Here is a 13,156-nt window from a genome sequence, read left to right as displayed (position 1 = left end):
ATTTCGGAACCGCTCGCCCCTCGGGCCCCCGTACTCAGACTCCCTCGTCTCCGAGGAACTCCGTGTCCTCGCCTTCCTCCTCCAGCGCCTGACGCACCACCCGCAGAGCCATGCCCTCCGGGTAGCCCTTGCGGGCGAGCATGCCGGCGAGGCGGCGCAGTCGTTTGTCGCGGTCGAGGCCGCGAGTGGAGCGCAGCTTGCGGGCGACGAGTTCGCGTGCGGTCGTCTCCTCCTGTTCGGAGTCGAGCTGCGCGACGGCCGCGTCGATCAGGGTGGGGTCGACGCCCTTGGTCCGCAGTTCCTGGACGAGCGCGCGCCGGGCCAGCCCCCGTCCGTGGTGCCGGGACTCCACCCAGGCGTCCGCGAACGCGCTGTCGTTGATCAGCCCCACCTCCTCGAACCTCGACAGCACCTCCTCGGCGGCGTCATCCGGGATCTCCCGCTTGCGCAGGGCGTCCGCGAGTTGCTTCCGCGTGCGCGGGGTTCCGGTGAGCAGGCGCAGACAGATCGCCCGCGCCTGCTCGACCGGGTCCCCCGGGGGCTGCCCTTTCTCGGCCCTCGACGAGAAGGCGCCTCCGTCTTCACCGGACGACTCGGCGCGGCCGCGCCGACGGCGCCCGCGTGAGCCACCCGCGCTCCGTGCTCCACCGCTCCGACGCGAGCCGCCCGAAGGCGAATCCGCGCCGAACGCAGAGGAACCGCCGCTGTCCGGCCCATCCGGACCACCAGGCCCATCCGGCCACTGTCCACCGCCCGGCTCGTCGTCGTACGACCCCCTCGTGCCGTACGACGCCGTGCGGGCGTAGTCCCCGTCCACGTCATGGACCGCGTCACCGCCGCTCATGCCGACGAATCCCCCATCGCCCACATCGCTCCACTCACGCGGGGGGTCCGGGTGGGCGGCGTACTCGGCCCAGTCGGTTCGCCGTGTCACGGATCAGCTCTTGGCCGCCGCCGCGGCCTTGGTCTTGGCTGCCTTTGCCGCCGCCGGAGCGGGCACCGTCTTCGCGGCGTCGTCGGTGGTGGCGGCGGCGGAGACCACGGCGTCCGCACCCGGCTCGGCGGCCGGCTTCTCGGGCCGGACCCCGACGCCCAGCTTGTCCTTGATCTTCTTCTCGATCTCGTTGGCCAGGTCGGGGTTGTCCTTCAGGAAGTTGCGCGCGTTCTCCTTGCCCTGCCCGAGCTGGTCGCCCTCGTACGTGTACCAGGCGCCGGCCTTGCGGACGAAGCCGTTTTCCACGCCCATGTCGATCAGGCCGCCCTCGCGGCTGATGCCCTGCCCGTAGAGGATGTCGAACTCGGCCTGCTTGAAGGGCGGAGCGCACTTGTTCTTGACAACCTTGACGCGGGTACGGTTGCCGACGGCGTCGGTGCCGTCCTTCAGCGTCTCGATACGTCGGATGTCGAGCCGCACCGAGGCGTAGAACTTCAGCGCGCGGCCACCGGTCGTGGTCTCCGGCGAGCCGAACATCACGCCGATCTTCTCGCGGAGCTGGTTGATGAAGATCGCGGTGGTCTTGGACTGGTTGAGCGCGCTGGTGATCTTCCGCAGGGCCTGGCTCATCAGACGGGCCTGCAGACCGACGTGACTGTCACCCATCTCGCCCTCGATCTCCGCTCGCGGGACCAGCGCGGCGACGGAGTCGATGACGATGAGGTCGAGGGCGCCGGAGCGGACCAGCATGTCCACGATCTCCAGGGCCTGCTCGCCGTTGTCCGGCTGGGACAGGATCAGGTTGTCGATGTCGACGCCGAGCTTCTTCGCGTACTCGGGGTCGAGGGCGTGCTCCGCGTCCACGAACGCCACCTGGCCGCCGGCCTTCTGAGCGTTGGCCACGGCGTGCAGGGTCAGGGTCGTCTTGCCGGAGGACTCCGGGCCGTACACCTCCACGACACGGCCGCGGGGCAGGCCTCCGACCCCGAGGGCGACGTCGAGTGCGGTCGACCCGGTGGGGATGACCTCGATGGGCTCGTTCGGCCGCTCGCCCAGGCGCATCACCGCGCCCTTGCCGAATTGCCGTTCAATCTGTGCGAGCGCGGCGTCCAGCGCCTTCTCGCGGTCGGTTCCTGCCATGGGTTCCACCCGATTTGCTTGAGTCGATCGCTTCACGTCAAAGACGCTAACGCCTGCCACTGACAATGGGCCCCGACGCCCGTCCGGCCTGTGGATAACTCGGGCACTTCTCCCTCAAAACCGTGCCGAAACGCCCGCCGACAGTCCCGCCGGAGCCCTAATCAGAATGCATGTTCGATTTTTGTGTCAAGCGCACCACGCGGCACCTCCGAGACTACGTCTGGGGGCCCACTGCCGGACGGCCGTGAAGTGCCCCTCCGGCCGATCCTCAGGAATCTGCCGAAAGATGGACAAGTCCCCGAAGGGTGATCCTCAGGGTCCTGAAAGGTGGGTCCTCGGCGGTCGGGTTCATCGCCCCGCATCGAACCCGGGACGTACACGGCCTCGACCGCACGTCGTCCTGGTCCTGCGCTCACGAGGAGCCGTCGGCGGCGGAGTCCTCCGCCCCCGGCCGCCGCGCCCACAACGCGCGCAAGCGCCCGAGCGGACCGCCTCCGGCCCCACGTCTCCGGTGCCCGTGGACCCGAGGGTCGTCCGTGACGACGTATCGCTTCACGTACGCACCGAGGAATGCCTGCAGCGTGGCGACAGCCGGGATGGCGATCAGCGCGCCGACAGCTCCGAGGAGGGCGGTGCCGGCGACGACGGAGCCGAACGCGACCGCCGGGTGGATGTCGACGGTCTTCGAGGTCAGCTTGGGCTGCAGCACGTAGTTCTCGAACTGCTGGTAGACCACGACGAAGATCAGCACCCACAGCGCGTACCAGGGGTCGACCGTGAAGGCGATCAGCATGGGCAGAGCACCCGCGAGATACGTACCGATCGTGGGGATGAACTGCGAGACCAGCCCCACCCACACGGCGAGCACGGGCGCGTACGGCACGTTCAGCGCCTGCAGCAGGATGTAGTGCGCGACTCCGGAGATGAGGGCCATCAGGCCGCGCGAGTAGATGTAGCCGCCGGTCTTGTTCACGGCGATCTCCCACGCGCGCAGCACCTCGGCCTGCTTGGCGGGCGGGAGCACGGAGCAGATCGCGCGACGCAGACGCGGGCCGTCGGCGGCGAAGTAGAACGAGAACAGCGTGATCGTCAGGAGTTGGAAGAGCCCGCCGAGGACCTGGGCGGACACGTCCAGGACGCCGGTGGCACTGTTCTGCACGTAGTTGCGCAGCCAGTCGGAGCGGAGCAGGCCCTCCTGGACGTCCACCCGTTTCAGCTCGGTGTTGAAGTGCGCGTTGACCCAGTTGATGACGGAGTCGAGGTACTGCGGGAAGTCCTCGACGATCTTGATGATCTGACCCGCCAGCATGGAGCCGAGCAGCGTCACGAAGCCCGCCGAGGCGATCATCACGCCAAGGAAGACAAGGCCGGTCGCCAGCCCCCTGCGCATGCCCCGCGAGGCCATCCAGCTCACCGCGGGCTCGATGGCCAGGGCCAGGAAGAACGCGATGAGGATGTTGATCAGCAGGCCGGTGAGCTGGTGGAAGGCCCAACTGCCCAGTTGGAAGACGGCGATGAGGGCGAGCGCGAGCACCATGGCGCGCGGCAGCCAGCGCGGCATGCGGGCGTTCGGCCCGGCGGCGCCGGCGGCCGGGGGCCGGCCCGGCGGCGTCGTGCCGAACGGGGATGCGTGCGGGGTGACCTGGCCGGTCTCGTCAGTGGGTGCCACGGTGCAAGTCTCACCCACGCGGCTGACAATCGGCTGCCGTCGTGCGATCTTCGTGACCGATCAGTGCTTCCCGGGCAGCAGTTTCATGACCGAGCGATGTTTCCCCTCGACCGTTCATGACAGGTCAGTGCTTCTCCCACGGAACGTTCATGACGGTGCAGACGACCCGCCACACATCCTTGGCGTCCCAGCCGGCGTCCAGCGCCTGGTGCACCGTGCGCCCGCCGAGCTCCGCCATCACATGGTCGCGCGCGAAGGTGTCGGCGTAGCCCGGACCGAAGTGATCCGTCATCCGCTCCCAGAAGACCGTCAACCGCATGACTCCAGTATCCCGCCCCTGAGGGTGGGCCTGAGCCGGGACCGCGTGCCGAGACCGCTTTCCGCCCTACGGTCTGACGCATGGCCGAAACAGGAGCTTCCCCACTCCCCCCGACGCCCGCGGCGCACTCCCCGCTCGCGCGCGCCGAGCACTTCGTCTGGCTCACCGCGCGCGTGCTGGAGCAGCGCCTTTTCGCGTACCACTTCCTGAAAGGAAGCGCCGACCCGGTGGAGACGGCGCTGGACGCCTACCGCAACGAGGACGGCGGCTACGGACACGCGCTGGAACCCGATCTGCGGGGCCCGGTCAGCCAGCCGCTGCACACCGCTCACGCCCTACGGGTCCTGGACGCGATCGGGCGCTGCGGCGGACAGCGCGTGGAGCGCGCGTGCCGGTATCTGACCTCCGTGACCACACCGGACGGCGCACTGCCGGCGATCCACCCCGGCCAGCGCGGCTATCCGGCGGCCCCCTTCATCCCGGTCCTGGACGACCCGCCGAGCGAACTCCTCGCCACCGGCCCGGTGGTGGGCCTCCTGCACCGCAACGAGGTCTGGCATGCCTGGCTGTTCCGGGCAACGGACTTCTGCTGGCAGGCGGTCGAGTCCCTGGAGCAGTCCCACCCGTACGAGGTCCAGGCCGCCGTCGCCTTCCTGGACTCCGCTCCCGACCGCCCGCGCGCGGAGGCGGTCGCCGATCGTCTGGGCCGTCTGGTACGCGAACACCGGCTCGCGGCCCTGGACCCCGATCGTCTCGACGCGTACCCGGTCGCGCCGGGCTACGCCCCCGGGGAGCACCACTTCCCGCACGACTACGCGAAGACGCCGACCTCCCTCGCGCGCGGATGGTTCACGGACGACGAGATGGCCCGTTCGCTGGACTTCCTCGCGGACGAACAGCAGGAGGACGGCGGCTGGCCGATCCGCTGGCGCCAATGGGCGCCGGGCCCAGCCCTGGAGGCGCGCCCACTGGTGACGCTCGATGCGCTGCGCGCTTTGCGGGCGTACGGCCGTCCCCTGAGCTGAGTCTCCGGCGGGCCCGTCGAGGCGGAGCAGAAGATCCACCATCTCGATCAGCGACGCCTCCTCCTCGGCCCGCCCGCGTCGCACGGCTGCCTCTTTGTCATGAGTAGTGACGCGACACCTCACCCAGGAGACCTTGAAGGCACCGCCGGGCGTCGGCTCACCCGCCCATCGCCGCACCCCCGCGGTCACCAGCACCCCGCCACGACGGCCGCCTCGGTACGCACAGACCAGCGGACACCCCCAGCAGCCCCCTCTCCCGCAACGCGCACCCCCACAGGCCGCACCGCAGGCACCCAACCCAAGCTCCAGCGCACCATTACCGCAGGTCAGAACACATTGTCAGTCCCCGGGTGCAGGATGGACACATGGTCAGCTCCGCACACGAGGCCCTAAAAGCCTTCTCCCCCGCGACCCGCGGCTGGTTCACGGGCGCCTTCGACGCGCCCACCGCCGCCCAGGCAGGCGCGTGGCAGGCCATCGCAGAGGGCTCGGACGTGCTGGTCGTAGCCCCCACCGGCTCCGGCAAGACCCTGGCCGCCTTCCTCGCCGCCCTGGACCAGCTCGCCGCCACACCCCCACCCGCCGACCCCAGGAAGCGCTGCCGGGTCCTGTACGTCTCGCCGCTCAAAGCCCTCGCCGTGGACGTGGAGCGCAACCTCCGCAGCCCCCTGACCGGCATCCGCCAGGAGTGCGTCCGCCTGGGCCTGCCCGAACCTGAGGTCAAGGTCGGCATCCGCTCCGGCGACACACCGGCCGCCGAGCGCCGTGCCCTGTCCACCCGCCCCCCTGACATCCTGATCACCACCCCGGAATCATTGTTCCTGATGCTGACGTCGGCCACCCGCGACGCCCTGACCGGCATCGAGACGGTGATCCTCGACGAGGTCCACGCAGTCGCCGGCACCAAGCGAGGCGCGCACCTCGCCGTCTCCCTGGAGCGCCTGGACGAGATCCTGCCGAAACCGGCCCGCCGTATCGGCCTCTCGGCCACGGTCCGCCCCGTCGACGAGGTCGCCCGCTACCTCTCCCCCCGCCGCAAGGTGGAGATCGTCCAGCCGAAGTCCGGCAAGGAGTTCGACCTCTCGGTCGTCGTCCCGGTCGAGGACCTGGGCGAGCTCGGCGGCTCCCCGGTCGCCGACGGCTCGGAGGGCGCGGAACGCCCGTCGATCTGGCCGCACGTAGAGGAGCGCATCACCGACCTGGTCCAGGCCCACCGCTCCACGATCGTGTTCGCCAACTCCCGCCGCCTCGCAGAGCGCCTCTGCAACAGGCTCAACGAGATCGCCTACGAGCGAGCCACCGGCGAACCCCTGGACGAGCACCACGCCCCCGCCGAACTCATGGGCGGCTCAGGCGCGGCCCAGGGCGCACCCCCGGTCATCGCCCGAGCCCACCACGGCTCGGTCTCCAAGGAGCAGCGCGCCTTGGTCGAAGAGGATCTCAAAGCAGGCCGCCTCCCCGCCGTGGTGGCCACCTCCAGCCTCGAACTCGGCATCGACATGGGCGCGGTCGACCTCGTCATCCAGGTCGAATCCCCACCCTCCGTCGCCTCCGGCCTCCAGCGCGTCGGCCGCGCGGGCCACCAGGTCGGCGCGGTCTCCACCGGTGTGGTCTTCCCCAAGTACCGCGGCGACCTGGTCCAGGCGGCAGTCGTCACCGAACGTATGCGCACCGGCTCCATCGAGTCTCTTAAAGTCCCCGCCAACCCGCTGGACGTCCTCGCCCAGCAACTCGTGGCGATGACCGCGATGGACACCTGGCAGCTCGACGACCTCCTCGCGATGGTCCGCCGCGCCGCCCCCTTCGCCTCACTTCCCGAATCCGCCTTCACGGCCGTCCTCGACATGCTCGCCGGCCGCTACCCGTCCGACGCCTTCGCGGAACTGCGCCCGCGCGTGGTCTGGGATCGAGTCGCCGGCACGATCACAGGCCGTCCGGGCGCCCAGCGCCTCGCCGTCACCTCCGGCGGCACGATCCCGGACCGCGGCCTCTTCGGGGTCTTCCTCGCCGGTTCCGACCCCAAGAAGGGCGGCGGCCGGGTCGGCGAGCTGGACGAGGAGATGGTCTACGAGTCCCGGGTCGGCGACGTCTTCACGCTCGGCACCAGCTCCTGGCGCATCGAAGACATCACCCGCGACCGTGTCCTGGTCTCCCCCGCGCCGGGCGTGCCGGGCAGGCTCCCCTTCTGGAAGGGCGACCAACTGGGCCGCCCGCTCGAGCTGGGCCGCGCGGTGGGCGCGTTCCTGCGCGAGGTCGGGTCCCTCACCGAGGAGGATGCCCGCCTACGCCTCCTCGCCGCGGGCCTGGACGCCTGGGCCGCGGACAACGTGCTGTCCTACCTGGACGAGCAGCGCGAGGCCTGCGGCCACATCCCGGACGACCGCACGATCGTCGTGGAGCGCTTCCGCGACGAGTTGGGCGACTGGCGGGTTGTCGTGCACTCCCCCTTCGGCGCCCAGGTACACGCCCCCTGGGCCCTCGCCCTCGGCACCAAACTCTCCGAGCGGTACGGCATGGACGCACAGGTCATGCACGCCGACGACGGCATCGTCCTGCGGCTGCCCGACGCCGACCTCATGGGCCTGGACCTGCTCGACCAGGAACCGACAAAGACCGGCACCGAGTACGACGCGGACCAAGCCCCCGTCGGCGCTGCGGACGTCGTCTTCGACAAGGGCGAGGTCGAACAGATCGTCACCGACCAGGTGGGCAGTTCGGCCCTGTTCGCGTCCCGCTTCCGGGAGTGCGCCGCCCGCGCACTCCTGCTCCCACGCCGCAACCCGGGCAAGCGCACTCCGCTCTGGCAGCAGCGCCAGCGTGCCTCTCAACTGCTCCAGGTGGCCAGCGAGTTCGGCTCGTTCCCGATCGTCCTAGAAGCCGTCCGCGAGTGCCTCCAGGACGTCTTCGACGTCCCTGGCCTCGTCGAGCTGATGGGTGACCTGGAGTCCCGCAAGGTGCGCCTCGTCGAGGTCACCACCCCCGAGCCCTCCCCCTTCGCCCGCTCCCTCCTCTTCGGATACGTCGCCCAGTTCCTGTACGAGGGAGACTCCCCGCTCGCCGAGCGCCGCGCCGCCGCCCTCTCCCTGGACTCGCGTCTGCTGGCCGAACTCCTCGGCCAGGCGGAACTGCGTGAACTGCTCGACGCCGAGGTACTGACCGAGCTGGAACAAGAACTCCAGTGGCTCACCGAGGACCGCCGCGTCAAGGATGTCGAGGGCGTCGCCGACCTGCTGCGCCTGCTCGGCCCGCTCACCGGGGCCGAGCTGGCCCAGCGGGGTGCCGAACCCCAGTGGGCCCAGGAGCTGGCCGCCACCCGCCGCGCCATCCGGGTCCGTGTCGCCGGCACCGACCACTGGGCGGCGATCGAGGACGCGGGCCGCCTGCGCGACGCGCTCGGCACGGCACTGCCGGTAGGCGTCCCCGAAGCCTTCATGGAGCCCGTCAAGGACCCGCTGGGCGACCTCCTCGCGCGCTATGCCCGCACCCACGGCCCGTTCACGTCGGCCACCGCGGCGGCCCGCTTCGGCCTGGGCGTGGCGGTCACCGAGGGCGCCCTCCAGCGGCTCGCGGCGACGGGCAGGGTCGTACAGGGCGAGTTCCACCCGGCCGGGATCGGTCAGGAGTGGTGCGACGCCACCGTCCTGCGCCGCCTCCGCCGCCGCTCTCTCGCCGCCCTGCGCCACGAACTGGAACCGGTGCCGCCGCCCGCGCTGGCCCAGTTCCTCCCCCAGTGGCAGCACATCGGCAAGGGCCACGGCCTGCGGGGCATCGACGGACTGGTGCGTGCCGTCGAGCAGTTGCAGGGCGCGTCCGTTCCCGCGTCCGCCCTGGAGAAGCTCGTCCTCCCCTCCCGCGTCGCCAACTACACGCCCGCCATGCTGGACGAACTCACCGCGGCCGGCGAGATCGTCTGGGCCGGCGCGGGAGCCCTCCCTGGGAAGGACGGCTGGGTCTGCCTGTACATCGCGGACGCGGCCCCCCTGCTCCTCCCGCCACCCCATCCCCTTGAGCTGACGGCGCTCCATCAGTCCGTCCTGGACGCCCTGTCCGGCGGCTATGGCCTGTTCTTCCGCCAAATCGCCGACCAGGTCCGCGCCACCACCCATCCCGAGGCCACCGATCCCCAACTGGCCGACGCCGTATGGGACCTGGCCTGGTCCGGACGGCTCACGAACGACACGCTCGCCCCCATGCGCTCCCTCCTGGGCTCGGGCCGCACCGCCGGTTCCACGGCCCACCGCGCCAAGCGCACCGTCCCGCGCGGGCGCTACGGCTCTCTCACGGCCGCCGCACGCCCCGCGTCACGCACCGGCCCGCCGACCGTCGCCGGCCGCTGGTCACTGCTCCCGGACCGCGATGCCGACCCCACCGTGCGCGCCCACGCCCTGGCCCGCGTCCTCCTCGACCGGCACGGCGTGGTGACCCGGGGAGCGGTTTCCGCGGAGGGCGTCGAAGGCGGCTTCTCCGCGGTGTACCGCATCCTGTCCGCCTTCGAGGACAACGGCCAGGCACGACGCGGTTACGTGGTGGAGGGACTCGGCGCCGCCCAGTTCGCCATGGACGGCGCGGTCGACCGCCTCCGCGCGGTGGCCAACGCCCGCGACCGGGGCGAAACCCTGCCACCGCCGCCCCGCGGCAACGGCACTCAGGACGGCTTCGGCCCCCACACCCCCTTCGCGCCGCCCCCCTTCCATTCGCCCACCGACTTCGCACCCGACCCGTTCGCGTCACCGGCCCCCCACACGACAGACGGACCGAACCCGGCCGACGGCCACGCAGACCAAGCCGACGGCCACACAGACCAAGGTGCCCACGCCTTCGACCCCGGCCTCACAGACGACTGGCCGCCCTTCCCCGCCCCCACCTCGCGGAGCGAGTGGACCTCCCCCCGCGACTTCCCCCCACCGACCGGCCCCGCATACGGCCCATACGCCTCCCCCTCCTCGACCCGCCGCGGTCCCGACTCCGGAGCCGTCGTCCTCGCCGCCGCCGACCCCGCGAACGCGTACGGCGCGGCTCTTCCCTGGCCGGATCCCCCGACCGACGCCGGCCACAAGCCGGGCCGGAAGGCAGGCTCCCTGGTGGTTCTGGTCGACGGCGAGCTGACGCTGTACATGGAGCGGGGCGGTAAGACCCTGCTGGCCTGGCCCTCCGAGCCGTCCGGCACTGCCACCGACGACCCACGTCTCCAAGCCGCGGCACAGGCCCTCGCCACCGCGGCCAAGGCAGGCTCCCTCGGCACCGTCACCGTCGAACGTGTCAACGGAGCCTCGGCCCTGACATCCCCCATCGGCACCCTCCTGGAAGGAGCGGGCTTCATCGCCACGCCACGCGGCCTGCGACTACGCGCATGAACCACAATGCCGCACCCCCGGCCCGCCCCACGCATCCCGCCTCCGCCCGCCCCGCGTGCGCATCCGAGTGCCACCCTTGACCCATGCCCGAAGGAGACACGGTCTGGCAGGCCGCCCGGCGGCTGCACGACGCCCTGGCCGGCAAGGTCCTGACCCGCAGCGACCTCCGGGTGCCGAAGTACGCCACGGCGGATCTCACGGGCCGCACCGTCCTGGAGGTCGCCCCGCGCGGCAAACACCTCCTCACCCGCATCGAGGGGGGCCTCACCCTCCACTCACACCTGCGCATGGACGGCTCGTGGAAGGTGTACGCCAACCACCAGCGCTGGACCGGCGGCCCCACCCACCAGATCCGCGCGATCCTGGGCACCGCCGACCGCACGGCCGTCGGCTACCGCCTCCCCGTACTCGAACTCCTGCGCACCACCGACGAGCACCGCGCCGTCGGCCACCTCGGCCCCGACCTCCTGGGCCCGGACTGGAACCCTGACCAGGCCCTGGCCAACCTCCTCGCCGACCCCGCCCGCCCCCTCGGCGAGGCCCTGCTCGACCAGCGCAACCTCGCCGGCATCGGCAACGTCTACAAGAGCGAGCTCTGCTTCCTCCTCGGCGTCACCCCCTGGCTGCCCGTCGGCGCCCTCCCCGCCGATCGCGCCGCACAGCTGCCCGCGCTCGCCAAGCAGCTCCTGGAAGCCAACCGCGACCGCCCGATCCGCGCCACCACCACGACGGGCCGCCGCGGTCAGGACCTGTTCGTGTACGGCCGCGCACCTCGCCCCTGCCTCCGCTGCCACACCCCCGTCCGCGTGGCCGACCAGGGCGACGGCTCCCGCGAACGCCCCACGTACTGGTGCCCGACCTGCCAGCGGGGCCCGGCACCGGCCACCACCCCGCTCCGCGGAACACAGCGCCGTACGACTAATTGACGACCCGTCAGAAACCCTCGTACCGTCCCCTTCATGCCCCTCAAGGCGTACGACCTCACCGGCCGCACCGCGTTCGTCACCGGCGCCGCCAGTGGCATAGGCCGCGCCTCGGCCGTCCTGATCGCCGCTGCCGGCGCCACCGTGCACTGTGCGGACCTCGACGCACCGAGCCTCGAAGAGACCGCCAAGGCCATCAGGAACACCGGCGGCACGGCCCACACCCACCACCTCGACGTCACCGACCGCGAACAGCTGCGCGAGGCGGTCGCCTCGTGCGAGCGACTGGACGTGATGGCCGCGGTCGCCGGCATCATGCACAGCAGCCCGGTCCTGGAGACCCGGGACGAGGACCTCGACCGGGTGCTGAACGTCAACTTCAAAGGCGTGCTCCACGCCTGCCAGGAGGCGGCCCGCCTGATGCTCGCCCGGCACATCAGGGGCAGCATCGTCACGATGGCCTCGGGCGCCGTGGACACCGGCGGCCCCGGCCTGCTCTGCTACGGCGCGGCCAAGGCGGCCGTCGTCCAGCTCACGAAGACGCTGGCGACCGAGGTCGGCCGGCACGGCATCCGGGTCAACGCGGTCGCGCCGGGCTGGATCCGCACCCCCATGACCGACCGCCACGACACCGAGGCACAGACGCACACCGAGTCGCTCATGGCCCGTATGTCACCACTGGGCCGGGTGGGCGAACCGGAGGACGTCGCGCAGGCGGTGCTCTACCTGGCCTGCGACGCCTCGTCCTTCATGACCGGCCAGATCCTGCGTCCGAACGGCGGTGTGGCGATGCCGTGGTGACCGGCGCCGCCCGCCAGGCCGCCGCCCACCGCCCCGAAGCCACGGCCCCCGCGGCCCGGTCCTTGGGCACACAGTGCACCGGCAGCAGACTCAGCCCCCATCCCCCGGCCGCGACCACCCCCTCCAGCACCCCCGCGTCCGGCGCAAGGGCGAGCCGCAACACGGCCCACCACCACAGCGACCCGAGCCCGAGAACCGCCCCCCAGCGCACTATCGGCCTCGCCATGGACGTCACCTCCAGCCCGACCAGTCCCGACGCCAGGCCGCCGTCTCACCCACGGGGAGGGCGCACCGGCGGTACACGGAAGCACCGCCCGTCACTCGGTCCCGGCCTGGCACAACCCAGCTCCACCATCACCGCCACGGACCCCACCGGCAAACGGACCCGAGGCCCCACACCCGAAGAAGCCCACCCCCGGGCACCCCCGAAACACCCCCACAACGCGAAAAACCCCGACCGCTCTCCTCCGGATCTCCCGGGGAAGCCCCGGCCGGGGCCTCACACACTTCCTGAGCGCATTCGGACGCGATCAGCACACGTCCGTCAGCGCAAGCACACCCGCATGAGCGTCACGCGGCGACGACGTCCACCGCTTCGGCAGGCGCCTTGATCGTCACCCGTTCCGGTGGCACACCGGTCACCGAGACGGAACCCAGCATCGGGCGAACCGGCGTCGGTACAGGCTCGCTGGGGGTGGCCGCAGCAGACTGGGCCAGCTCGGCGAGGGCGAGCTCGTCGCTCACTTCCCGCATGAGCTCGGACATCCGTACGTCCAGCGCGTCGCAGATGGCGGAGAGCAGCTCGGAGGAAGCCTCCTTCTGCCCCCGCTCCACCTCGGAGAGATAGCCGAGTGAGACTCGGGCGGACGAGGAGACTTCGCGCAGAGTACGGCCCTGGCGTTGGCGCTGCCGACGCAGCACGTCACCCAGCAGGCGACGGAGCAGAATCATCGGTGGCTCCCTCCTCGGACCGCGTAGCCGCATCCTTCTC

At 71.4% G+C, this 13,156-nt stretch carries 10 protein-coding genes; 4 read left to right on the top strand and 6 right to left on the bottom strand.

Going from position 1 to position 13,156, the window contains the following annotated elements; all coding sequences use genetic code 11:
* Positions 1 to 34: 34 nt before the first annotated feature.
* The 4 genes from recX to ACFYO2_RS42375 all read right to left on the bottom strand — a co-directional run bounded on the left by recX (position 35) and on the right by ACFYO2_RS42375 (position 4,062).
* Positions 35 to 934 carry a recombination regulator RecX gene (recX, locus tag ACFYO2_RS42390; protein WP_388360832.1) on the bottom strand — a complete coding sequence of 300 codons (900 nt, stop codon included), beginning with the start codon at positions 932 to 934 and terminating at the stop codon, positions 35 to 37.
* A gap of 3 nt (positions 935 to 937) precedes the next feature.
* Entirely contained in the window at positions 938 to 2,074 is a 1,137-nt protein-coding gene (recA, locus tag ACFYO2_RS42385) for a recombinase RecA (RefSeq protein ID WP_388360829.1), read from the bottom strand.
* Between the two features lie 412 nt (positions 2,075 to 2,486).
* On the bottom strand, positions 2,487 to 3,743 hold the full coding sequence (locus ACFYO2_RS42380; RefSeq protein WP_388360827.1) for an AI-2E family transporter: 1,257 nt from the start codon (positions 3,741 to 3,743) through the stop codon (positions 2,487 to 2,489).
* 124 nt (positions 3,744 to 3,867) lie between these two features.
* Positions 3,868 to 4,062, bottom strand: a complete 195-nt coding sequence (locus ACFYO2_RS42375; protein ID WP_388360825.1) for a DUF3046 domain-containing protein — start codon at positions 4,060 to 4,062, stop codon at positions 3,868 to 3,870.
* Between the two features lie 80 nt (positions 4,063 to 4,142).
* On the opposite strand from ACFYO2_RS42375, the gene ACFYO2_RS42370 reads away from it, so the two are divergent.
* From ACFYO2_RS42370 to ACFYO2_RS42355, 4 genes are all read left to right on the top strand, one after another.
* Complete coding sequence (locus tag ACFYO2_RS42370; RefSeq protein WP_388360822.1) at positions 4,143 to 5,087, top strand: hypothetical protein; 945 nt, start codon at positions 4,143 to 4,145, stop codon at positions 5,085 to 5,087.
* Between the two features lie 365 nt (positions 5,088 to 5,452).
* Positions 5,453 to 10,441: an ATP-dependent helicase gene (locus tag ACFYO2_RS42365; RefSeq protein WP_388360819.1), complete on the top strand. Its 4,989-nt coding sequence runs from the start codon at positions 5,453 to 5,455 to the stop codon at positions 10,439 to 10,441.
* An 83-nt stretch (positions 10,442 to 10,524) separates the two neighbouring features.
* On the top strand, positions 10,525 to 11,367 hold the full coding sequence (locus ACFYO2_RS42360; protein ID WP_388360816.1) for a DNA-formamidopyrimidine glycosylase family protein: 843 nt from the start codon (positions 10,525 to 10,527) through the stop codon (positions 11,365 to 11,367).
* A 33-nt stretch (positions 11,368 to 11,400) separates the two neighbouring features.
* Positions 11,401 to 12,165, top strand: a complete 765-nt coding sequence (locus ACFYO2_RS42355) for an SDR family NAD(P)-dependent oxidoreductase (protein ID WP_388360813.1) — start codon at positions 11,401 to 11,403, stop codon at positions 12,163 to 12,165.
* Here the strand turns inward: ACFYO2_RS42355 and ACFYO2_RS42350 are convergent.
* Together ACFYO2_RS42350 and ACFYO2_RS42345 are read right to left on the bottom strand one after the other, a co-directional pair.
* Positions 12,113 to 12,391, bottom strand: coding sequence for a hypothetical protein (locus ACFYO2_RS42350; protein WP_388360811.1), 279 nt, complete (start codon positions 12,389 to 12,391; stop codon positions 12,113 to 12,115). The genes ACFYO2_RS42355 and ACFYO2_RS42350 overlap by 53 nt on opposite strands.
* Positions 12,392 to 12,735: 344 nt before the next feature.
* Entirely contained in the window at positions 12,736 to 13,116 is a 381-nt protein-coding gene (locus ACFYO2_RS42345) for a helix-turn-helix domain-containing protein (RefSeq protein ID WP_003993396.1), read from the bottom strand.
* Between the last annotated feature and the right edge of the window lie 40 nt (positions 13,117 to 13,156).

Origin of the sequence: Streptomyces sp. NPDC006602 (genome assembly GCF_042870385.1) — a bacterium.
Lineage (GTDB): Bacteria > Actinomycetota > Actinomycetes > Streptomycetales > Streptomycetaceae > Streptomyces.
Note: the sequence above shows the minus strand (reverse complement) of the source record. Positions and strands in the feature narration are given on the sequence as shown.